The sequence below is a fragment of the Microbacterium sp. JZ101 genome, from assembly GCF_053903175.1.
Window position 1 is genome coordinate 3,378,043 of sequence record NZ_CP096400.1, and the last position, 23,332, is coordinate 3,401,374.

Below are 23,332 nucleotides of genomic sequence, written 5' to 3' on the forward strand. Positions count from 1 at the left end.
TCCTGTGACGATCAGTACAGCGTGGCCTTGCCCGCGGCTCCGAACAGGTCGATCTTCTCGGCCGCCGTGACCTTCATCGCCTCGAGCGGCTCCGGCTGGATGGCGTTCGGCTCGCGCAGGCGCACGTCGGTGCCGAGGACCTCGCGCATGCGGTTGTGGTACGAGACCTTGATGTCGCTCGAGATGTTGATCTTGTTGATGCCGAGCGAGACCGCGCGCGCCAGCTCGCTGTCCGGATTGCCGGACCCGCCGTGCAGGACGAGAGGGATGCCCACGGCGGCCTTGATCTCCTGGAGCAGGTCGTGCCGCAGCTCGGGGTTCTTGTCGGCGGGGTAGAGACCGTGCGAGGTCCCGATCGCGATCGCGAGGCTGTCGACGCCGGTCTCCTCCACGAACCGGACCGCGTCGTCGACGTTCGTGTAGATGATCTCGGCTGCGCCTGCCTCGCCGTAGCTGTCGTTCGCCCCGATCGTCCCGAGCTCGCCCTCGACCTGCACGCCCACGGCATGCGCTGCCTCGACGACCTTGCGCGTGAGGGCGACGTTGTCGTCGAACGGCTGCAGAGAGGCGTCGATCATGACCGACGTGAAGCCGGCCTGGATGGCCGTGATCATCTGCTCGAAGGTGCCGCCGTGGTCCCAGTGGATGGCGACGGGAACGCTCGAGCGATGGGCACGCGCGTGCATGGCCGGGATGAGGTCGGTCGTGATGTGGGAGACCTCGTCGGGGTGGATGGCGATGATGACGGGCGCGTCCTTCTCCTCGCTGATATCCATGATCCCCTTGAACATCGCCCAGTCGCTGATGTTGAAGGCGGGGATGGCGAAGGCGTGCTCGTTGGCGACGTCGAGGATGGACCTACCGGTGTACAGCAATGTGATTCTCCTTGTTGATGGATGGCGAGGTCGGTCAGCTCTTCACGGAGCCGGCCGTGAGACCGCTGATGAAGAAGCGCTGCAGCACCAGGAAGAGGATCAGCACGGGGATCGAGCCGAGAATGCTCATCGCCATGATCTGGTTCCACTCGTACGAGTGCTGCCCCATGAGCAGCTGGATGCCGATGGGCACCGTGCGCATGTCGGTGGTGCGGGTGAGGGTGAGCGCGAAGAGGTACTCGTTCCACGCGATCATGAAGGTGTAGATCCCCACCGAGACGATCCCGGGCACCGAGATCGGCACGAGGATCCGCCAGAGCGCCGTGAGGGAGCCGGCGCCGTCCATCCGGACGGCCTCGTCGAGCTCGCGCGGCAGGGTGTTGAAGTACCCGGTCATCATGATGATCGCGTAGGGCAGCGTGAACACCATGTAGGTGAGGATGAGCCCGGGGTACGTGTTGTAGAGCTTGAGCGCGACGACCAGGCCGAAGTACGGGATGAGCAGCGTGATCGGCGGCACCGCCTGCACGCTGATGATCACGACGTTCAGCACGCGCTTGCCGCGGAACTCGAATCGGCTGAAGGCGTACGCCGCCTGGATGGCCACGACCAGCGTGAGCAGCGTGACGGCTCCCGCAACGATGTAGCTGTTGAGGAAGAAGCGGACCGTCTCGGGCGTCGTGAGGATCGCGACGTAGGCGTCGAGCGAGAACGAGTCCGTGATGAGCCGCGGGGGCAGCTCGAAGATCTCGGTGTTCGACTTGAACGAGCTCGAGAGCATCCAGAGCACCGGCCCGGCGGCGAAGACCGCGCCGAGAAGGAGCCCGATGATGACGCCGGTGCGCGCCGTGCGCGTGCGGGCGGTGACGGAGAGCGCCATGTCAGTCCCTCGCCTTCTGATGGCGGACGTAGAACACCGCGAGCACCATCGACATGAGGAGCACGAGGACGGCGGAGGTCGCGGCGAGCGAGAAGTCGTACTCGGCGAACGCGAGCTTGTAGGTGAATGTGCTGAGCACCTCGGTGACGTCGATGGGCCCGCCGCCCGTGGTCATCCAGATCAGCGCGAACTGCTGCGACGTCCAGATGAGATCGAGCAGCACGAGGCTCACGATGATGGGGCGCAGCTGCGGGATGGTCACGTTCCAGAACCGCTGGGGTGCGTTGGCGCCGTCGACCGTCGCCGCTTCGTTGAGCTCGTTCGGGATGCCCTGCAGGCCCGCGAGCAGGCTCACCATGAAGAACGGGTAGCCGGCCCAGATGTTGATGAAGGTGACGGTGCCCAGCGCGAGCTGCGGAGAGGCGAGCCACTCGACGTCGGTGCTGAGGAGGAAGTTGATGATGCCGTTCGGAGCCAGCAGCATCCGCCAGAGGACCGCGATCACCGCGGCCGTGAAGAGCCACGGAAGAACGTAGAGCGCGCGGAAGATCGCACGCGGCACCGCTCCGATCAGGGGGCTGTTGAGCAGCATCGCGAACGCCAGCCCGAGGATGAGGTGCGCCGCGACGCTGACCACCGTGAAGAAGACGGTGTTGCCCGTCGCCTTCCAGAACCCCGCGTCGGAGAGGACGGCGATGTAGTTCTCGAGCCCGACGAGTCCGGAGGACGACCCCATCACGGCCTCGTCCTGGAACGAGTACCCGATCACCATGACGATCGGCACGATCATCAGGACGAAGAGCAGGATGAGAGTCGGGGCGAGGAAGCCGTAGGACTCGCGGGCCTTCCGCAGCTGGCGGCGCTTCCGCGACAGCGGGGCACCCGTGACGAGCGTCTCCGTGTCGGGAGCGAAGGATGTCTGCATGCTCATATGGCGTCGACCTCTGTCGGGATCGGATGGCGCGCGCCGCCGCGCGCCATCCGACCGAACGGGAACGGGATCAGAATTCGGCTTCCCAGGACTCCTGCGCCTTCTCGAGCGCGTCCTGCATCGACTGCTGACCGTCGAGAGCCGACTGGAGCTGCTCGCCGAGGAGCCGCATGAGCTCCTCCGCGACGGGCAGACCGGTGAACTCGTTCGCGGGATAGCCGGCCTGGTAGATCTCGAAGGCCTTCGCGAAGAGCTCGTCATCCGCGACGAAGTCGGGCACCGACTCCGTGTTGCCGGGGAACGCGTTCGCCATCGTCGACAGCTCGGAGTTCGTCTCCGACTCCATCAGGAACGAGACGAGCTTGAACGCCGCCTCCTTGTTCTCGGAGTTCTCTGCGACGCCGATTCCCCACGAGGCGTAGGGGATGCCGCGCTCGCCTTCGTAGCCCTCCTCCGCGGGGATAGCCGAGATGGAGAACTCGAGGTCGGGGTTCGTCTCGCGGATGAGGTTGATGTGCGCAAGCGAGTCGATCATCATCCCGACGCGGCCGTTCGTGAACTCCTCGACCTTGTCCTGCTCCTTCATCGTGAAGCTGCCGGATGCGATGGAGCCCGCGTCCCACATCCCCTCGATGAACTCCATCGCGGAAGCGACGTCGTCATTCGTGAGATCCGGCTGACCGCCGTCGAGCATCGAGCCGCCCGAGGCCCACACCCACGACATCACGTCGTTCTGCACGCCGTTCGGCGCCTCGAGCGACAGCGGCAGGACCCATCCCGACGCGTCTCCATCGAGAGCCGAGACCTTCTCGGCCGCGTCGGCGAACTCCTCGCGGGTCGACGGCGGCTCGGAGACGCCGGCTTCCGCGAGCAGGCCGTCGTTCGTGAACATCGGGTACACGAAGTTGACCACCGGGATCATGTAGGTCTTGTCGTCGACCTTGATCTGGCTCGCGAGCTCGCTGTCGTCGTAGTCGTACTCCGCCATCAGGGCCGTGAGATCGGCGATCACTCCCTTGGAGGCGAAGTCGTTGACCCAGGCGCCGTCGAGGCCCACGACATCGGGCATCGTGCCCGAGGCGGCGCCGGCGAAGAGCTGCTCCTTCGTCGAGGCGTACGGACCGCTGACGAGCTCCACCGTGATGCCGGGGTTCTCCTCCTCGAACCTGTCGATGAGGGCGCGGAACTCGCCGTCGGGCAGCTCCGGCTCCCACCACTGGGCGAACTCGATCGTGACGTCTCCCCCAGACGCCCCCGAGTCGCCGTTCGCGCCGCAGCCGGACAGCGCCAGGACCGACGCTGCAGCCGTCGCGATGCCGGCGACGACTCGCGCCCGCCGGGCCGCACTCCGATCAATTGCCATGGTCTCTCCTCTTCGAGATCCTGCGGCATTCCGCGCTCTTCTGCGTTTTAATGCCGGTTTAGGACGAGTATGCGGCGAGCAGCGCGGTCTCGTCAAGCCCTTCTCTGGGCCCCTTCCACGGCTTTCCGCTGTTCGCGCGACATCAGCCGGCCCGTCTGACTGCCGCCGATCGTGCGGTTTCCTGCTGTTTCTTCAGTGATCTGGACGCTCTGTGCTAGATATGACCGCATGGAAGCTCCCTCACCCGCACGCGGTCGGCGCCTCCCGGCCGGCCGCAAAGCCGATCTCGCCGCCTACGTCGATGAGGTCGGCCGGGTGACCGTCGCCGACCTCGCGGCCCACTTCGGCGTCTCGATCGACACCATCCGCCGCGATCTCGATCAGCTCGACCGCGAGGGCGTCGTCGTGCGGACGCACGGCGGCGCGGTCAGCACCGCCGAGAGCCCCGGCCGGGATCGCGGGCTCGACGTCCGCCTGCGGATGCAGGTCGCGGAGAAGGAGAAGATCGCCCGCATCGCGGCCGAGCTGGTCGAGGACGGGTCGGTCATCATGCTGAACGCCGGCACGACGACGCTCGCTGTGGCGCGGGCTCTGCGCAACCACCGCAACCTGACGATCGCGACGAACAACCTGCGGATCCCGGCTGAGATCTCGCCGAACGCGTTCCGGGATCTCTACGTCTTCGGCGGCGCCGTGCGCACCCTGACGCAGGCGACGACCGGTCCGGTCTCCCTCGCGCTGAACTCGAGCACGCCGGATGTCGACATCCGATGCGACCTGGCGCTCGTCGCCGTCGGCGCGGTCGACGAGACGGGCTACTCGACCTCGAACCTCGGCGACGCGACGATGATGGCCGAGATGGTGCGCCGCGCCGACCGCACGGCCATCCTCGCCGACTCGACCAAGCTCGGCCGCCGCCTCTTCGCGCAGGTGGTCCCGCTTGAGCAGGCGGACTACCTCATCACCGACGAGCAGCCGAGCCCAGAGCTGAGCGCCGCCCTCGCCGCCGCGGGCGTCGAGGTGCTGACGCCGTAGCGGGCGAGGGGCATGGATACCGTCTCTTGCGCGAAGCGATGATGTGGATTTAGCGAAGAGGTTTCGGATCCGCAGCGGCGCCGCCGCGGCAGCGCGAGTCGAGTGAGGCCGCGGATTGCGTCTCCATCATCACAGCCGCTCGGCCGGAGAAAAACCTCGGCCGGCCGGAAACGTGTTGGTCCGATCCGGGCGGTGAGGCGGGGCGTCGCTACTGGAGAGCCGTAAGCAATGGGCCAAGATGGGAGAGTTCGCGGCCCTGCAGTCGCTTGTTCGCTCTATAGCAGGAGTGCCCTCGTGGTCAATTACGTCGCCGTCACCTGCAACATCGCGGAGTCTCTTCGCGGGCCTTTCAAGCCCTCAGAGTACGGTTCGGTCGTGCCCCCACTTACCGTGCTGCGCCGACTCGATGCGGTGCTCTCGGACACGAAGCCGGAGGTGCTGAAGGTCGCGAAGGCAACCGAGGATCTACCGGAGAAGCCTCGGGAAGTGCGAGGCTTGTCTGGACCTAGCACTCGACGCAGGTGCCGATATTGACCTATCCCGGCGCGAACGACGTGCTGCTCGCCGAACCGCTTCTTCCATGGATTGATGAGCACTTCATTCGGCCCGACCCATATGCGTTCGACGGAAGACGGTTCTCCAAATTCGTAGCGCGAACATGCGAGGAACTCGGAGTCGATCGCAATGGTGTGTTCTGCCTCGGGTCTGGCGCGATCGGCCTCTCGCTCAATCCGGACAACGTCGTTGATGGACGCCTCAAGGAGTTCGATGTGGGCTCTGATTTAGACATCGCCGTCGTCTCCGAGATCTTCTTTGAGCAGGCGTGGCGGGATCTCCGCGTCGCCACTCAACCGACCGCGGCTGAGGTGGATCCTGAGCTCCGAAGCGTGATCGGCTGGCAGAAGAAGCGCTTCTTCGATGGGGCGATCCTCGCCAACGTGATGCTTCCGTGGGTGTCGTTCGGGCGTGAGTGGCTCACCGCACTTGTACGGCTGGAGGAGTATGTCGCGATCGAGTTTGATCGGGAGATCGACGTCCATGTTTGGATCTACCGAGATTACTGGAGCGTCCGAAATTACGTCTCGGAGTCCATCATTCGATGCAGAAGGAAGATGACGGCATGAGCGCATCCCTCGAGTTCGTGAACCAAATTGCCTCGAACAGTTCCAACCTGTCGGTCAACCACTTCGATAAGGCCTTCGGTGAAGGGGCTCTAGTCCTTCGACCGGCTTTCCAAAGAAACCTGGTCTGGAATGAGTCGCAGCAGAGCTTTTTGATCGACTCCATACTTCGAGGGCTGCCTGTTCCGGAGGTGTACGTTCAGACGACGACGGCTGCGGACGGCTCCGAGCGCCTGACCGTCGTTGATGGACAACAGCGAATCTCAGCTTGCCTTAGATTCATCCATGGCGAACTTCGGCTTGAGGTTTCCGACGATCTGGACCCGCGATGGCGGGGCCGAACCTTTGGCGAGATCGGCGAGGCCCTTCAGGCTCGGTTCCGTGGCTTCAAGCTGATTGTCAGAGACCTTCCCGACCTCACGGATACTGTGCTGCGGGAGGTCTTTCGGCGCCTGAACAAGACAGTCGAGCCTCTTGAGCCACAGGAGCTCCGACATGCCGCGTATACCGGCCCGTTCATAAAGTTCATCGAGACCCTCGCCGCAGTGCCCATCTTGACTGAAGTCGGCGTTTTCTCCGCAAGGGACTATCAACGTCGGCGAAATGACGAATTTGTCGCCGAGGTCGTCTACGCCGTGGTCTCGGGGGCGTTCCCCAACAAGAAGGACGGCCTCGATACGCTCTTTCGAACCATGGACCTCCAGGGAATGCCTCAAGAACAACTCGTTGACCTGAAGCGCAGGTTTGGGCGCGTGCTTGGTCAGTTGGCGCCGATCGCGGCCGATATTCGACGCTCCCGCTTTCGCAATAAGTCGGACTTCTATTCGCTCATGATCTACCTGGCAAGAGAAGCAGAACGCCTGCCACTTAATGACGATGGTGGGCGCGCGTTGGCGGACACACTAAAGGAGTTCTCGACAACCGTCAACGACATAAAGAAGGAAGAGGCCGAGGGAAACTCCGTAGACGACCTGACTAGCACCCCTCAAGGCGAATCTGCCGTTCGCTACCTCCGGGCGGTCGAGCGAGCGGCAAGTGACCGTCTCAACCGTGTACGTCGACAGGAGTCCATTGCAGAGATGCTCGGCACGGTGGTGGCTACGGGAAGCACGCGCGCCCTCTCGAGCGCTGACGAGGCGTGGCTCACGGTTTATGAGGAAGAGACCGTCGAAGAGCCGGCGGATGGTGATGAGAAGGCCGAGACCGAGCGAGTGATTCTTGGTGACGCGCAGTCCGACTAGCGGTGCGCAGCCAATTTCGACGCGGACATTGCTCGCGGCGGACGCCGAGAGCAATGACCAGAGGAAGATGGAGATGCACGCAGGCACCCTTGTGCGCGACGCCCTTTAAGACCACTCCAGTACAGCTACCCGCAGACCGGAAATTCCTACCTGAACCACAAGATGCGCCCATCCTGGCGTCGTTTGAGGAAGCCTCGAGCGATCGAAGCGGCGCTTCCAATCCCGAGGGTTCGAAATACGATCACCTGCGCACTCGAGGGCAACTGCGATGCCCAGCTGCAGCACGCTTCCGGGACTGACGCGCTCGCGGTGTACAGCGTGGCATCCGCTGCCACCCTCTCACGGTTCATCGGGGGAACGGCGTCGTCGCACCGATGAGTTAACGGCCGGCGGTCTTCGGGTGCTCGCCGGGCACGGCCCGGTCCCGGCAAGGAGGGCGGCCGCCAGCGGCTCAGCCCCGCCGCCGACCTGCTGTCCGCGGGTACGCCTCCCGGCCGCACCTGGCATCACATCCAGCAGGCGCTCGATGGTCGGATGTTCGACCACGCGAGGTTCGGGTCGGCTATTCAGGCACGATCAGCGCGGGTTTCGGCCTCGCTCACAGATCTTGTGTGCTGCCACGAACGACAGGTCGACACGATGCTTCAAGCGGCCTGGTCTCGCCAATGGCTGAACCGGCTGATCGAGGCTTCGATGGTGCGCGCTCGACCTTCGTCGCATGCGGCGACGCCACGTCGCATACCAGCCCACGGGTGCCCAGAAAGATCATCAGGGCACACGCGCCTTCCCTTCCACGATACTGGGTGTCCACTGACTGTCAGCCTGTGTCCGATCTAGCCGCTAATCTGTCCTCATGGAACACTTCTCTGTCGTCAGGTCTCTGGTTCGGGTCTCTCTCGCGCAAGGCGATGACACCGTGCGGCACCAGGTCGAACGGCTTGCCTCAGCGATGGAGAAGGCGGGCGATAAAGATGCCTCAGCGCTCACTCGCATGCTCCGCAGCGAGTCGGCATCGAAGGCGCTCGCGCCAAGCCGGCTGGCCAAGAGCAGCACCGGGGAACGGATGAGGCCGGGTGTGCGCGTGCCCGTCGACCGCGAGACATCCGCACCACTGGCGACCGTGGTGTTCCCCGATGAGAACGATGCGACCCGACCTGTGTTCCCTGAGGATGTCGCAGCGGCGGTGGACGGCCTGCGCATGGAGTGGGAGAACCAGGCGCGGCTAGCCGACGCGGGGATGCGACCTGCGCTCAGCTGCCTGATCTATGGTCCACCCGGCACCGGAAAGACAAGTCTCGCTCTGTGGCTGGCTCGGGACCTCGGTTTACCTGCAGTGGTTGCCCGGCTGGACGGACTCATCAGTTCCTTCCTCGGAACCACCGCGCGCAATCTGGGCGCTCTCTTTGACTTCGCCCAACGGTACGAGTGCGTCCTGATCCTCGACGAGTTCGATGCCATTGCCAAGCTTCGCGACGACCCTAATGAAGTCGGCGAGATCAAGCGCGTGGTCAACACTCTGCTGCAGAACATCGATACCCGCGCAAACACCGGCATCACGATCGGCATCACAAACCACCACGGACTCCTGGACCCAGCCGTGTGGCGACGGTTCGAGGTACAGCTGGCGACACCGCTGCCGAGCGCACATGAACGTCTTGAGATAGCCAACGCCTCCATGAAAGACCTGACGACCGAGTCAAAGTTTGTCGCGTGGATCTCCGAGGGCTACTCCGGTTCGGAGCTAATCACGCTCGTCGATCGATACCGCAAACGCTCGATCCTCGCCGAGCAGACGACCACTCCGGTAGCAACCATCCGCCCGCTTGCAGCCTCCACCACGGCCACGGCCGGGGCCAGCAAACCAAGGATTGGGCTCGACGAGACGTCACTCATGCAGGCGCTCGCGACGTCCACCGACATCCGTTTTCAAAAGTCCGAGATCGCTTTCCTCACGGGCGTCAGCACCAAAACCGTCAGCCGTCGTGTGAGCGAGCTCGCAGAGGGAGGCCAGGACCATGCCGAATGAGCCAGTACAGGTAGTCACCAACCCGCAGCGCCTGCGAACACCACGCGAGAAGAATCGACCGGGCAAAGCCGGTGACGACTTCTTTGCGGGCGATGACGCCGGGTTCGCTCTGCACCGAGACTTCCTCGCCGCATCACTTCGTGACGTAATCGCGACTGTGCGCAGCGACGCGTGGCAACGGAATAACGGCGATGCTGCCCACATCAAAGTCACGATGAGACCTCAGGCGATCGCAAAAAGCCACCGTCCGCAGCGCGCCGTGTTTCGAGCGAAGGTCGCACCCCACGTTGCGACCGCCCGGATCGGTGAGCCCATTTACGCGGTCACTTCCGCCGCGCTCCAGCAGATTGCGGACCTCGTTGCCACTGCGCCCACCGAGGTAGAGACGAAGATCGACAACGTAAGTGAGAGAGTCAAACCGAACCCCACTCGCCTGCGCTGCGAGCTCTCGGCCATCGCAACGATCGAATTGTGGGGGCCGGCCGACAAGCGATCATTCAGTATCACCGACGGCGCGGAATGGCTGAGCCGTGCGGGCGCCGGCGGCCAGTACATCGTCAATTTCTTCCCCCTCGCCGATTCTACGGCCGCACCCAATCTCGTCGCGGCCGAACAGGTAGCCGCACGCGCTCTGCATACCCGCCTTTCACAGTTGGGGGTGGTTGCTCGTGCTCGCGCCGCGCTCGGCCGTGGCTCGGGTCGCGTCGTCACGGTTGGGCTCCTCGAAGAGGGCAACAAGTCGGTCCTGCAGCTCGGGCTCCTCACGCAACCGGTAGGCAGCGATGTCGGCTCGGCGGTATTACGGGCAGTCTCCCTAGACCGGCACGAGGCGGTGCTTCGCGCTCTCGAGGAATCCACGCTCGTGCGCGACATCACGCTTCCACCTCTTGTCCAGTCGGACAAGGCCACGACACTCCCAACGAACGAGCTTCTCGGTACTGGACTGCCGGACCGCGGTTTCGAGCCGGTGGCCAGAGTCGGCGTGATCGACGGAGGCGTATCGAAGTCCGCCGACGCATGGGTGACTGACCGTTGGGAGCAACTGTCTCCAGAAGACAGGGATGAAGCCCACGGCACGTTCATCTCCGGCCTGCTCGTGGCATGCGGCGACTTCAACCCTGGCTTCCTCAGCAGCGTGTCCTCTGGCTGCGAAGTTGTGGACATCGATGTGCTCCCGGCAGATCCCGCCGGCACGAATCAGGCGTTCGCGCGCTACTACCCCAATGGCGTCATCGACTTCATGGACGAGGTCGAATCAGCCGTTAGCGAATATCGATCGCGGCTGGGGGTACGCGTCTTCAACTTCAGTCTCAACTTCGTGGGTCCCGGCGACGGCACTCGCTACGGCTATGCGGCACGTCGCCTCGATCAGATCGCCCGGGACCACGACGTCATCTTCGTCGTCTCGGCTGGCAACCTCGCACCCGCCGAGCAACGACCGGAATGGCCCGGCGACACGGCCGCGGCCGTTGCCACGCTTGTCGGTGACTCCGCGGGCCTCATCAACGAGCCGGCCGAAAGCCTATTCAATGTGTCCGTCAGCGCGCTTAACCCGCCGGGCTTGGCCGGACAGGTCCCTTATGCGCTGGCACGGTACAGTCGGCGTGGACCAGGGCTTCGGGGCGCAACCAAGCCAGACTTCGCTCACGTGGGTGGGTCCGGGACTCCTGATCCGAGACGCGGGCACGGCTTGACGAGCATCGGTGTCGGCGGAGAGCAAGCCACTGGCGCTGGGACTAGTTATGCTGCGCCTTTGGTCGCACGGATGCTAGCTGACCTCGATCAGGCGATCGACGGAGATGCTCCGCGCGAGGTTCTTCTTGCGTTGCTCGTCCATTACGCTCACATGCCGGCGATCATGCGGCACAGCAATGTCCTCCCGCTCGCGCGTGACCTCGCGGGTTATGGTCTCCCATCCTCAGCGGCGGCGACGCTGCAGCGGCCGGATAACGAGATCGTCATCGTCGTGCACAGCACCGTCCTCAGCGGCCAACAGCACACTCTCGACTTCAACTGGCCAGCCGCGCTTGTCGATCCATCTGGAAAGTGCCGGGGATACGCGCGCCTCACGCTTGTCGCCCGGCCTGTGCTCGCCTACGAGCACGGAGACGAGCGGGTTCGGGTCAACATTGACGCGAAGCTGATGCAGCAGCAAGAGGACGATTCGAACGGCACCCCGAGGTTCAAGAACGCCCTTAAGACAATCAACCGCCCAGCCACCGTGAAAGCTCCGCGGAGCGAGAGGGAGCTGCTACAGGAAGCCTCGAAATGGCAGGTCGTCAAGAGCTTCGAGACGCCCCGAATGCGCGGCCGCGGCGTGCGATCTGATTGGCGGTTCCTCGTTGAATACCTCACCCGCGCCGAAGAACAGTTCCCTGACGCGGGCGTCGAGTTCGCCGCCGTCCTGACAATCGCGGACGACCAAGGCGATGCCCCCGTCTTCCAGCAGATGCGCCAGCACCTTGGAGACCTGGGCGTGCGCACCGGCGATATCCGGACCAACATCCGCACCCGTGTGCAAGGCGGAGCTTCATGAACGCTGCTGATGTCTCCGAACTATTCGGTGCTTGTAGGCGACCGGTACGGTCGTGCCGGTTGCGCAACCTCGCCGAGCCAGCACCGTGAACGAGGTCTAGGTCATCACTCTTCTGTTCGGAGTGGGTCGTCGCGTAGCGGCAGCCGGTATGGCTCGTGATCCACCGATAATGTCTCCGAGATGGATCGAAATGAAGGCTGACGCGCTATGACTGCTACTACACCATTGGTGGTGGCCTGTGACGAGTCAGGGAACGACGGCGAGAATTTGCTCTCGGGGCGGTCGACCGTCTTCGCCCATGCCAGTGTGGCGCTGATGCCGGATGATGCCGCCGATCTGCTGGATGAGATCCGCGCGCGCACGCTCAGCCAGGCCACAGAGCTGAAATCGAAGACGATCCTTCAGCCTCGCCACCAGGCCACGGCGAAGTGGCTACTGTCGCATCCTTCAATCCGAGGCAACGCATCGGTGCACCTCACCCACAAGGAGTACTTCGTCGTTTCGAAGCTGTTCGACTCCACCGCGGAAGAGCTCGCGCATGAACTTGGGTACGACATCTACGAGAGCGGCGTCGCTCTGGCGGGTGCGAACCTGCTCTTCTTCCTTGGCCCTCAGAGCTACGGCACCGCGTGGGACCGGCTCCTCATGACATTCCAGCACTTTATGCGAGCGAAGGACACGGCCCACGCGCAAAGGTATCTGACACGCCTGATCAAGAGCATGGTCGAGCTGCTGTCCAACGAGGACGCGCTTGCACGAGACGTGCTCGGCACAGTGTTCGCTGGATTCAGCCACCTCGGGTCTCTGTCGAAGCTGCAACTCGGCGGGGGCGTTGAGGAACGGCTTCGTACTATGGATCCGCTCATCCCCGCGGTGGGGGCGGCGGTGCACTTCTGGGCATCGACCTCCGGCAGGCCCGTGGAGTTGATACACGATGCCTCCAAGGTACTGACCCCGGTGAAGATCAATTGGGCGAAGCACGCTCTCGCCCGCCCGGAGGACGTTGCCCCCTCGCGACAAGGCTTGGCGAGCGAGTTGACTGGTGTTCGACTCGTCGACTCGAAGGATGATCCGCGCGTCCAAGTGGCTGATCTGCTCGCCGGCATCGGTCGCATCGTAGGGGAATCGATGGTCGACGAGCGACAGCATCCGCTTGGCCCAAACCTGGTCCCGATAGTGAGCGGAGCCAGTCTGTGGCCGATACGGGAGAACATGGACGTCGAGAACGCTCGTAAGGTGATGCTCTCTCAATTCTCGCCCCAGGCCGGTCAGCACCCCTGAGACGCCTTACCGGATGACCGTTAGATTCTTCTTAGCAACGTGATCGAGCGGCGTCATGGCGATCTATGGAATTGTGCGGCCGCTCGGCCACTGACGCTTCCTCCGAGAGGCGCAGCAGCTGCCGGGAGGTTCTCGTCACATCACGGCAACTAGATCAAACAACGTCCCTGGGCACTACATCATGCCTAGCCCTAGGAATCGATCGAAGAAGCGCGTGAGCGCCTCGACCACGCGCTTCTTCTTCTCGCCGTGACCAGCCTCGCGGTTGAAGCGTGACACCGGCGGGAGGATACGAGTGATCTCCGTCCCCGAGGTCCGCAGCTGACCGTCACGAAAAGCGCTGTCGACGAACGCTCGCGCCTGCTCAGGCTTGAGGTTCTCCTCCTCAATGATCGCCTGAAGTTCTGCCTCACGCTTGGCGGCGATGAATGCGCGCCACTGCTCGTCGATGCTGCCGTCCACCGAGACGGAGTCGACGAAGTTCTCGACCAGGTCGCGCTTGCTGCGAAGGCTCGGACTGGCATCCACAGCGCGGGTGATCTGAGCGCGAATCTCCTTGTTCTCGCCGTCACCGAACGAGTCACGGTACTTCTCGACGAGCATGAGGATGTAGTCGACGTTGATCTCGACCTGCTTGACGAGCTCGATCTCGAAGACGACGTCGTCGTTGATCAGTTCCTTGTCGCCATCGGCTTTCGGCCTCCAGTCAGCGTAGAGGTCGAGGTAGACGCTTCGGTAGTCCTGATGCTGCCGCTCGGTGAGCGGATCCTGGCCGGCGAACTCGTCGAACGAGGTCAGGATGTTCTGCAGGCGCAGGATGGCACCGAAGAGCTGAATGAACTGCTTCTGCGCGACCTCGCCGACGATCTGCTGCCCGAGCGGGAAGCTCTCCAGCAGCTCGGCGACCTTATCGGCGTACTGCGCGTAGTAGTCGCCGAACGGCTTGAGCAGCACGACGCCGCGAGCGTCCTTGTTGCCGAACAGTTCGAGCGCGGCGTTCGTCTCCTCCTCCAGGTCGCGGAAGGCGACGATGTGACCGTAGGTCTTGACGGAGTTCAGGATGCGATTGGTGCGCGAATACGCCTGGATGAGGCCGTGCGCGCGGAGGTTCTTGTCGACGAACAGCGTGTTCATTGTGGTCGCGTCGAAGCCAGTCAGGAACATGTTGACGACGATGACCAGGTCGATCTCGCGGTTCTTCATCCGCTGCGACAGGTCCTTGTAGTAGTTCTGGAACTTATCCGAGCTGGTGTCGTAGCTCGTCCCGAACATGTCGTTGTAGTCCTGGATAGCGTCCTCGAGGAAGCTTCGTGCGTCGACGCTCAGCGCATCCGTGTCGAAGGCTTCGTCGTCGAGGATCCCGTCGCCGGCAGCGTCGTTGGCGCCGTAGGAGAAAATCAGCCCAATCTTCAGGCGCCGATCGGCTGGCAGGTCCTCCATCTGGATCTGGAACTGGTTGTAGTAGCGGCGCGCGGCCTCGATCGATGCCGTCGCAAAAAGGGCGTTGAAGCCACGAACCCGCTTCTTCTCGCGGATGGCTTCGACGGCCCGGCGGGTGCGAACGGACTCGGCGACGTTGGTGACGATGGAGTGCTCGTAGCCGGCGACGCCGCGCTTGGTCTTCTGGTCGAAGTGCTCGAGCGTGTACTCCACGATCTCGCTGATGCGGCGAGGATCCAGCAGCGCCTTCTCGGCGTCGATGGCCGGCACCTGCTTGTCGATGACCGTGCCGACCTTGACGGTGTTGACGTAGTCGATCTTGAACGGCAGGACGTTCTTATCCGTGATCGCATCGACGATCGTGTAGGTGTGGATCGCCATCTGGTGCGCCTCCGGCGGGCACGTCGAGGGGTCGCCGTGCAGGAAGCAACCGAACGCCTGCGCCGTAGTGCGAAGCGTCGGGTTACCGCCCGTGCCGGCGTTGGCGGCGAAGATCGGAGTACCGGTGAAGCCGAACAGGTTGTAACGCTTGAACGCCTTCGTGATCGCCTCGTGCATGTCGCCGAACTGCGAGCGGTGACACTCGTCGAACACGATCACGACATGGCCCGAGTAGATCTCGTGCCCCTTGTTCGCCTTGATGAACGTGGCGAGCTTCTGGATCGTCGTGATGATGATCTTCGCGTTCGGATCCTCAAGCTGCTTCTTCAGGATCGCGGTCGACGCGTTGGAGTTGGCGGCGCCCTTCTCAAAGCGGTCGTACTCGCGCATCGTCTGGTAGTCGAGATCCTTACGGTCCACGACGAACAGCACCTTGTCGACACTCGGCAGCTTCGACGCCAGCTGCGCCGTCTTGAACGACGTCAACGTCTTGCCCGAACCGGTGGTGTGCCAGACGTACCCACCGGCATCGATCGTGCCGAGGCGCTTGTAGTTGGTCGAGATCTCGATCCGCTGCAGGATCCGCTCGGTCGCGACGATCTGATACGGCCGCATGACCAGCAGGTCACGGTCAGCAGTGAGCACGCAGTAGCGGGTGAGGATGTTGAGCAGCGTGTGCTTGGCGAAGAAGGTCTTCACGAACGCCGTCAAGTCCTGAATCGGCTTGTTCTGCGCGTCCGCCCACCACGAGGTGAACTCGAAAGAGTTGCTCGTCTTCTTCCCCTTGGCCGGATTCTGCGCCTCCTTGAGGTGCTTGAACCGGGTGCTGTTGGAGTAGTACTTCGTAAGCGTGCCGTTGCTGATGACGAACAGCTGGACGTACTCGAACAGGCCAGATCCCGCCCAGAAGCTGTCGCGCTGGTAGCGGTCGATCTGGTTGAACGCCTCACGGATGTCGACGCCGCGACGCTTCAGCTCGATGTGGACCATCGGGAGGCCGTTTACCAGTACCGTGACGTCGTAGCGGTTCGCGTACTTCGCACCGCCATCGCCCTGGCCGATCTCGTACTGATTGATGACCTGCAGGCGGTTGTTGTGGATGTTCGTCTTGTCCAGCAGCGTGATGTTCTTCGTCGAACCATCGTCGCGCTTCAGGATCTGGACATGGTCCTCCTGGACCCGCACCGTCTTCTCCACGATGCCGTCGTTCTGCCCGGCGATCTTTGTCGTGAAGAACGTCTTCCACTCGGTGTCCGAGAACGTGATGCCGTTGAGCCGCTCCAGCTGCACGCGCAGGTTCGCCACCAGCTGCGCCTCGGAGATCACAGGTAGATACTCATACGCCTGCGCCTCGAGCAGGCGGATCATCTCGCGTTCGAGCGCAGCCTCCGACTGGTAGGCGGACTCAGCGTGAGCATCCGGAAGGTACTGCGCGACAACAGTGCTCTCGGCCGAGACCGCGATCGGATCGTACTTGCGAGCAGGCACGTCACTCATGCTGCGAGCTCCTTGAAGGTCAGCAAGCGGTCGCGGTAGAACTCGTATTGCTTACGACGAGCAGCAAGCTCAGCCGGGAGACCGACGCTGATGTCGTTAACAAGGGCGTCGAAGCGATCCATGAGAGCTACGACTCTCTCCTGTTCGCCCGATGAAGGAACCGGGATCTCGAACTCCCACAGTTTCCTGCTGTCAAGCGAAGCGACCGACCCTCCGCTACGACGAACGCGACGAAGGATCTCCGTGCGCTGCCCGCGAATGGCGTGGAACAAGTACCGCGGGAGAATACCGTCTGAAGCGACAACAGCCTTCAGATCCTGGTTCAGAGCTGCCGGGCGTGTGAGATACGCCACGGGCAGAGTGTGATCAAGAATGCTCGATCGAGCCACGATCGCTACTGCATGTTCCGGCACAAGCTTGGTTGCAGATCCTGCCACTGCAGCCTCAGTGATGTGGTCTTCAGTATCGACGACCGCCGAAACTCCCATGTCCTTAGGGGAGATCCAAGGAATCGTGCCATTAACCCAATACTCCGAATTACCCTTCGACGGCGTGCCGCCTCCGTACCAGCGTCCAAGATCACGCATCGAAACCATTCGGGCGCCGCGCGCGACCAATTCGTCAAAGAGAGACGTTGAGTAGTAGGAGTACTGGGCGCGCCGCGCTTCCAGCTCCGCTTCCAGCTCCGCTTCCAGCTCCGCTTCCAGCAGAGTGAACTTATCCAACACTCCCACGATTTCGCGCTGGATCTCGATAGGCGGGACGGGGACCCGAAATCCACGGATCACGGCGGCGTTCAAGTTGTTGATCGTCGATGTCGAAAGTGAGCGGTCAAGATGAGCCTTGAAATGATCACTGGTGAGGACGTGAAAAAGAAATCGGCTCTTCACGCGCGCGTCGCTTACACGAAGCACGGCCATAAACCCGCCAAACGTCGGGTCAATGTCCTCGCCGATGTACGCGACCTTGCCGATGTGATCGCGACTACCGCTGCCCGCGCAGATCAGAGTGTCGCCCGCTCGCAGGCGTTGCGCATCACGAACGCGAACATGATCTGAGACACGCTTTACATCCTTAAGGTTGAGCGTGTTCGAGGCAAGCGTGATGTTGTTGGCACGAAGTACCTGAATCGCCCCCGCCGAGTCCTCGTCGTCCTTGCTATAAGTAATGCCGCGCACATAGTCCGCGACATCGAGCACTCCAGCATGCTCCACTCCATCCGGGCACAACTCTCGGATCAGGTCATCGATGCGACTCACCTGGAGCCCTCCAGATCCGCCACGAGTGCGTCAATCGCCGTGCGGAGCTCGGCCTGGCGCGCGACGATGCGGGCGATCTCGGCGTTGAGAGCCTGGATATCCACGGCCTCTCGCATGTCCTCCGCCTCGACGTAGCTCGACACAGCGATGTTGTAACCGTTAGCCGCGATGTCCTCGTTGCTGACCAGCTTCGCGAAGTGGTCTTCGTCTTCGCGGAGTTCGTAGGCGCTGAGGATGTTCTGCTGGTTGTCCGGCAGCAGCTTGTTCTTGTTGCCTACGCGCTTGAACTCGGCCGAGGCGTCGATGAACAGGACGTCGTTGGTCTTCTTCGACTTCTTGAGCACCAGGATGCAGGTCGCGATGGTGGTCCCGAAGAAGAGATCCGGCGGCAGCTGGATGACGGCGTCGACGTAGTTGTTGTCAATCAGGTACTTGCGGATCTTCGCTTCCGCTCCCCCGCGGTACAGCACCCCAGGAAACTCAACGATGGCGGCGGTGCCGTTGACCGCCAGCCAGCTGAGCATGTGCATCGTGAACGCCAGGTCCGCCTTCGACTTCGGCGCCAGCACACCGGCCGGCGCGTACCGCTCGTCGTTGATGAGCAGAGGGTTGGCGTCGCCCTCCCACTTGATCGAGTAGGGAGGGTTGGAAACGATCGCCTCGAACGGCTCGTCGTCCCAGTGGGCCGGGTCGATCAGGGTGTCACCGTGGGCGAGGTTGAAGTCGGCGTAGTTGATGTCGTGCAGGAACATGTTGATCCGCGCCAGGTTGTACGTGGTCAGGTTGATCTCCTGGCCGTAGAACCCCTGGCGGACATTGTTCTTGCCGAGCACCTTGGCAAACTTCAGCAGCAGCGAGCCCGAGCCGACGGCCGGGTCGTAGACCTTGTTGACGGACTTCTTGCCTGAGACGGCGATGCGCGCCAGCAGCTCAGAGACCTCCTGCGGCGTGTAGTACTCGCCACCGGACTTGCCGGCGTTGGCCGCATACATCTGCATCAGGTACTCGTAGGCGTCACCGAACAGGTCGATCGAGTTGTCCTCGAAGCGCCCGAGCGGCAGGTCGCCGATGGCGTCGAGCAGCTTCACGAGCTTCTCGTTGCGACGGGCAACGGTGGAGCCGAGCTTGTTGCTGTTGACGTCGAGATCGTCGAACAGCCCTTTCAGATCATCCTCGGAGTCGGTGCCGAGCGCGGAGCCCTCGACGTTCTTGAACACGCGCTCCAGCGTCTCGTTGAGGTTCACGTCCTGAGCGGCACGACGGCGAACGTTGACGAACAGTTCGCTCGGAAGGATGAAGAACCCCTTCTCCGCAACCACCTCTGCCCGTGCGAACTCTGCCTCGTCGTCCTGAAGCTTGGCGTAGTCGAAGTCGACGTCGCCCGCCTCGTGCTCGCCCTTGTTGATATAGGCGGTCAGGTTCTCCGAGATGAAGCGATAGAACAGCATGCCGAGCACATAGCTCTTGAAGTCCCAGCCGTCGACCGAACCTCGCAGATCGTTCGCGATGCGCCAGATCGTCTTGTGAAGTTCGGCGCGCTGGGCTTCTTTGGTGATCGGCGGCATAGTTCAGTGGCTCCATTCGCGCGTCTCCCTATGCGAGACGCATTCAGTTCTCAGGCTATCCATCCACGAACATCCGACATTGGCTTCATCGTCCGCGCCCCACCCATCCGCGACCCGACCATCCCCTCCCCCCCTCAACCGCCCCACGCCCCGCCCGGTAGACTCTCCTCGTCCGCTCCCCCTCGCCCCTCAGGAGCTTCCGCGTGACCACGCCCGCATCATCCGCTGCCCCGCACGCCCACGTCGCCGACACCGTCGAGAACGCCGTGGCCACTCCCGACAAGGAGCAGCCGTACGACGCGCTGGGCCTGAAGCCCGACGAGTACGAGCAGATCAAGGCCATCCTCGGCCGCCGCCCCACGTCGGGCGAGCTGGCGATGTACTCCGTGATGTGGAGCGAGCACTGCTCCTACAAGAGCTCCAAGATCTACCTGCGCCGCTTCGGCCAGAAGGTCAGCGACGAGATGCGCGAGCGGCTCATGGTCGGCATGGGCCAGAACGCGGGCGTCGTCGACGTCGGCGAGGGCTGGGCCGTGACCTTCAAGGTCGAGTCGCACAACCATCCGTCGTACATCGAGCCGTTCCAGGGCGCCGCGACCGGTGTCGGCGGCATCGTCCGCGACATCATCTCGATGGGCGCGCGCCCGGTCGCCGTCATGGACCAGCTGCGCTTCGGCGCGATCGACCACCCCGACACCGCGCGCGTCGTGCACGGCGTCGTCTCGGGCATCTCGTCGTACGGCAACTGCCTCGGCCTGCCGAACATCGGCGGCGAGACAGTCTTCGACTCGGTCTACCAGGCGAATCCCCTCGTCAACGCGCTCGCGGTCGGCGTCATGCGCCACGAGGACATCCGCCTCGCCAACGCGACCGGAGCCGGCAACAAGGTCGTGCTCTTCGGCGCCCGCACGGGCGGCGACGGCATCGGCGGCGCGTCGATCCTCGCGTCGGACACCTTCGCCGACGGCGGCCCGACCAAGCGCCCCGCGGTGCAGGTCGGCGACCCCTTCGCCGAGAAGGTGCTCATCGAGTGCTGCCTCGAGCTCTACAAGGGCGACCTCGTCGAGGCCATCCAGGACCTGGGCGCCGCGGGCATCTCGTGCGCCACGAGCGAGCTCGCCGCGAACGGCGGCTCGGGCATGAAGGTCGAGCTCACGAACGTGCTGCTGCGCGACCCCTCGCTCACCCCCGAGGAGATCCTCATGAGCGAGTCGCAGGAGCGCATGATGGCGATCGTCGCTCCCGAGAAGCTCGACGCCTTCCTCGCGGTCACGTCGAAGTGGGATGTCGAGACGAGCGTTCTCGGCGAGGTCACCGGGGATGGCCGCCTCGTCATCACGTGGGACGGCGAGACGATCGTCGACGTCGACCCCTCGACCGTCGCGGTCGACGGCCCCGTCTACGAGCGCCCCGTCGCCTACCCGACGTGGATCGACGCCCTCCAGGAGGACTCGGCGTCGGCCCTCCCCCGCCCGACCGAGCCCGAGGCCATCCGCGAGCAGTTCACCCAGCTCGTCGCGAGCCCGAACCTCGCCGACACCTCGTGGATCACGAACCAGTACGACTACTACGTGCTCGGCAACACGGCCCTGTCGTTCCCCGACGACGCCGGCATGATCCGCGTCGACGAGGAGTCGGGCCTCGGCTTCTCGATCGCGACCGACGCCAACGGCCGCTACTGCCAGCTCGACCCGTACGCGGGCGCGCAGCTCGCCCTCGCCGAGGCGTACCGCAACGTCGCCGTCACGGGCGCGACCCCGACGGCCGTCACCGACTGCCTGAACTTCGGCTCGCCCGAGAACCCCGAGGTCATGTGGCAGTTCTCGCAGGCCGTCGACGGCCTGTCCGACGCGTGCCTCGCCCTCGGCGTGCCGGTCACGGGCGGCAACGTCTCGTTCTACAACCAGACCGGCGACACCCCGATCCACCCGACCCCCGTCGTCGGCGTGCTGGGCATCATCGACGACGTCGCGCGGCGCATCCCGAGCGGATGGCAGGACGCGGGCGAGAACATCTACCTCCTCGGCATCACGCGCGAGGAGCTCGACGGCTCGGCCTGGGCCGACGTCGTGCACGGCCACCTCGGCGGACGCCCGCCGGCCGTCGACCTCGAGGGCGAGAAGCGCCTCGCGGGCCTCATCGCCGCCGCACGCGACGAGTGGCTCATCTCGTCGGCGCACGACCTCTCGGAGGGCGGCCTCGGCCAGGCCCTCGCCGAGGGCGTGCTGCGCTTCGGCGTGGGCGCGCGCGTCTGGCTCACCGAGATCATGGAGCGCGACGGCGTCGACGCCGCGACCGCCCTGTTCAGCGAGTCGACGGGCCGCGTCATCGTGACGGTGCCCCGCGAGGAGGACGTGAAGTTCCGCGGACTCTGCGAGGGCCGCGGCTACCCCGTGCTCCGCATCGGCGTCACCGACACCGTCGCCGACCTCGAGGTGCAGGACGTCTTCACCGTGTCGGCCGCCGAGCTCCGCGAGCTGTCGACCTCCACTCTGCCGAAGCACTTCGGCCCGACCGTGGTCGAGCCCACCGCCTGATGACGACTCCGGAAGAGGACGACGAGTTCGCCGCGTACTCCACGCAGCGCACGCGCCGCATCCGCATCACGGCGTGGATCGCCATCGTCGCGCTCATCGCGACGGGCGGCGGCTCCGCGCTGTTCGCGCTGCTCTTCCCGTAAGTCATCGTCTTCGACGCGCAGCGGCCATCCGGATCTCCTCGGATGGCCGCTGTCGCGTTGTGGGGGCTTCTCCCTCCGGCATGTCTCACTCGTTCAGGCTTACGGGGTGGTTTGGCCTGCATAAGCGAGACATGCGAGGGGCGGAGAGCCGCTCACACCGCGCGCATAAGGTCGGCGGATAGCTTCGGTCGCACAGAGGGAGTACTTCCACCGCGGTCGACCCGTCAGTACGGACTCGCCATCGAGTCCCGGGCGGCCGGCTCCGCATCCGGAGCGAAGGAGACTTTGGCAGACGTCGGCTGCGCCGACCCTTCCGGAAGGACCCCATGAGCAAGCTCAACCAGTTCATCAAGCTCGCGAAGAAGGCCATGGACGCGAGCTCCTCCTCGTCCTCGTCGCAGCGCGGCTCATCGAGCACCGACTGGATGGCCAAGGCGCGCGGCGCCGTCGACTCGCTCCTCGGGGACGAGCGGCCGGCGAGCCATCGGCCGGCGCACCGCCAAGACCCCGCGCCGGACACCCGGCGCTCGACCGGGCTCACCCCTCCTCCGTACCCCGCCTCGCATCCGTCGGCATCGCGCTCGGCGCGCACCGCGCCATCCGGATCCGCGCAGGACCGCGCCGCGATCGCCCGCTACGACTACCTCCTGCAGACCGCGCGCCCCGATCAGATCGAGCAGGTGCACCGCGAGGCCTTCGCGCGGCTCACGCCCGAGCAGCGCGCGCAGGTCGCCGAGCGGATGCGGTCGGAGCTGCCCCCGTACGAGCACCCGCGCTCGTACGATGCTCCCGAACTGGCCCGGGTCGCCGCCCGTGCGGAGGCGTCGCAGCCGGGCCGGCTCCGCGGGCTCCTCGCCCGCACGCGGACGGTCGGCATCGCTGGCGGCGCCGTCGCGGGCGGCCTCGCGGTCGGCGGAATCCTCGCGGCGGTCGCGGGCGGGGCCATCCTCACGAGCATCGGCTCGGAGATCATCGGCCACGCTCTCGGAGCCGGTGTCGACTTCGACGCCCTCGCAGAAGGTGTCGACGTGTCGGCGATCGCCGAAGGTGCTGGCGGCTTCGTCTCGGAGGCCGGCGAGTTCACGCAGGGTCTCGGCGACCAGGTGTCAGAGGCTGGCAGCGGCCTGGGCGACCTCGCGTCGGAGTTCGGGCTCGGCGACTTCTTCGGGCGCTGAGCCCCCCCCCCCCTGCATGTCTCGCTTTTTCACCCCAAACGGCGGC

Annotated in this window: 17 protein-coding genes; 10 read left to right on the plus strand and 7 right to left on the minus strand. The window is 64.2% G+C overall.

Annotated features, from left to right (window positions below):
* Window positions 1-11: 11 nt before the first annotated feature.
* From M1D56_RS15540 to M1D56_RS15555, 4 genes are all read right to left on the minus strand, one after another.
* On the minus strand, window positions 12-875 hold the full coding sequence (locus M1D56_RS15540) for a ketose-bisphosphate aldolase (protein WP_456284137.1): 864 nt from the start codon (window positions 873-875) through the stop codon (window positions 12-14).
* Window positions 876-909: 34 nt separating this feature from the next.
* The gene (locus M1D56_RS15545) at window positions 910-1,755 is read right to left on the minus strand and encodes a carbohydrate ABC transporter permease (protein WP_271174147.1); all 846 of its coding nucleotides are present in this window, start codon (window positions 1,753-1,755) and stop codon (window positions 910-912) included.
* 1 nt (window position 1,756) lies between these two features.
* Window positions 1,757-2,680 carry a carbohydrate ABC transporter permease gene (locus M1D56_RS15550; RefSeq protein WP_456284138.1) on the minus strand — a complete coding sequence of 308 codons (924 nt, stop codon included), beginning with the start codon at window positions 2,678-2,680 and terminating at the stop codon, window positions 1,757-1,759.
* 76 nt (window positions 2,681-2,756) lie between these two features.
* Window positions 2,757-4,049: an ABC transporter substrate-binding protein gene (locus M1D56_RS15555; protein ID WP_271174149.1), complete on the minus strand. Its 1,293-nt coding sequence runs from the start codon at window positions 4,047-4,049 to the stop codon at window positions 2,757-2,759.
* Window positions 4,050-4,277: 228 nt separating this feature from the next.
* Here M1D56_RS15555 and M1D56_RS15560 point away from each other — a divergent pair, with 228 nt between their 5' ends.
* The 7 genes from M1D56_RS15560 to M1D56_RS15590 all read left to right on the plus strand — a co-directional run bounded on the left by M1D56_RS15560 (window position 4,278) and on the right by M1D56_RS15590 (window position 13,289).
* The gene (locus M1D56_RS15560; RefSeq protein ID WP_421075940.1) at window positions 4,278-5,084 is read left to right on the plus strand and encodes a DeoR/GlpR family DNA-binding transcription regulator; all 807 of its coding nucleotides are present in this window, start codon (window positions 4,278-4,280) and stop codon (window positions 5,082-5,084) included.
* Window positions 5,085-5,312: 228 nt separating this feature from the next.
* On the plus strand, window positions 5,313-5,618 hold the full coding sequence (locus tag M1D56_RS15565; RefSeq protein ID WP_456284139.1) for a type I restriction-modification system subunit M N-terminal domain-containing protein: 306 nt from the start codon (window positions 5,313-5,315) through the stop codon (window positions 5,616-5,618).
* Window positions 5,615-6,208: a hypothetical protein gene (locus M1D56_RS15570; RefSeq protein ID WP_456284140.1), complete on the plus strand. Its 594-nt coding sequence runs from the start codon at window positions 5,615-5,617 to the stop codon at window positions 6,206-6,208. The genes M1D56_RS15565 and M1D56_RS15570 overlap by 4 nt, the downstream gene beginning before the upstream one ends.
* On the plus strand, window positions 6,205-7,446 hold the full coding sequence (locus tag M1D56_RS15575) for a DUF262 domain-containing protein (RefSeq protein ID WP_456284141.1): 1,242 nt from the start codon (window positions 6,205-6,207) through the stop codon (window positions 7,444-7,446). Before M1D56_RS15570 ends, M1D56_RS15575 begins: the two co-directional genes overlap by 4 nt.
* Before the next feature lie 853 nt (window positions 7,447-8,299).
* Window positions 8,300-9,472, plus strand: a complete 1,173-nt coding sequence (locus M1D56_RS15580; RefSeq protein ID WP_456284142.1) for an AAA family ATPase — start codon at window positions 8,300-8,302, stop codon at window positions 9,470-9,472.
* Window positions 9,462-12,008, plus strand: a complete 2,547-nt coding sequence (locus M1D56_RS15585) for a S8 family peptidase (RefSeq protein ID WP_456284143.1) — start codon at window positions 9,462-9,464, stop codon at window positions 12,006-12,008. The genes M1D56_RS15580 and M1D56_RS15585 overlap by 11 nt, the downstream gene beginning before the upstream one ends.
* 231 nt (window positions 12,009-12,239) lie before the next feature.
* Window positions 12,240-13,289 carry a DUF3800 domain-containing protein gene (locus M1D56_RS15590; RefSeq protein ID WP_456284144.1) on the plus strand — a complete coding sequence of 350 codons (1,050 nt, stop codon included), beginning with the start codon at window positions 12,240-12,242 and terminating at the stop codon, window positions 13,287-13,289.
* Window positions 13,290-13,463: 174 nt separating this feature from the next.
* Here the strand turns inward: M1D56_RS15590 and M1D56_RS15595 are convergent, their stop codons facing one another.
* From M1D56_RS15595 to M1D56_RS15605, 3 genes are read right to left on the minus strand one after another with little or no spacing between them, the layout of a single operon-like run.
* On the minus strand, window positions 13,464-16,607 hold the full coding sequence (locus M1D56_RS15595; RefSeq protein WP_456284145.1) for a type I restriction endonuclease subunit R: 3,144 nt from the start codon (window positions 16,605-16,607) through the stop codon (window positions 13,464-13,466).
* On the minus strand, window positions 16,604-17,806 hold the full coding sequence (locus M1D56_RS15600; protein WP_456284146.1) for a restriction endonuclease subunit S: 1,203 nt from the start codon (window positions 17,804-17,806) through the stop codon (window positions 16,604-16,606). The genes M1D56_RS15595 and M1D56_RS15600 overlap by 4 nt, the downstream gene beginning before the upstream one ends.
* Window positions 17,807-17,862: 56 nt before the next feature.
* Window positions 17,863-19,431 carry a type I restriction-modification system subunit M gene (locus M1D56_RS15605; protein WP_456284147.1) on the minus strand — a complete coding sequence of 523 codons (1,569 nt, stop codon included), beginning with the start codon at window positions 19,429-19,431 and terminating at the stop codon, window positions 17,863-17,865.
* Between the two features lie 203 nt (window positions 19,432-19,634).
* On the opposite strand from M1D56_RS15605, the gene purL reads away from it, so the two are divergent.
* The 3 genes from purL (at window position 19,635) to M1D56_RS15620 (ending at window position 23,286) form a co-directional block, all read left to right on the plus strand.
* Window positions 19,635-21,968, plus strand: a complete 2,334-nt coding sequence (purL, locus tag M1D56_RS15610) for a phosphoribosylformylglycinamidine synthase subunit PurL (RefSeq protein ID WP_456284148.1) — start codon at window positions 19,635-19,637, stop codon at window positions 21,966-21,968.
* A complete protein-coding gene (locus M1D56_RS15615; RefSeq protein ID WP_282979923.1) occupies window positions 21,968-22,111 on the plus strand; it encodes a hypothetical protein in 144 nt (47 codons plus the stop codon). The genes purL and M1D56_RS15615 overlap by 1 nt, the downstream gene beginning before the upstream one ends.
* A gap of 326 nt (window positions 22,112-22,437) precedes the next feature.
* Window positions 22,438-23,286 (plus strand): cation-transporting ATPase, encoded by an 849-nt coding sequence (locus M1D56_RS15620; RefSeq protein WP_456284149.1) that lies wholly within the window; start codon window positions 22,438-22,440, stop codon window positions 23,284-23,286.
* The last annotated feature ends 46 nt before the right edge of the window (window positions 23,287-23,332 follow it).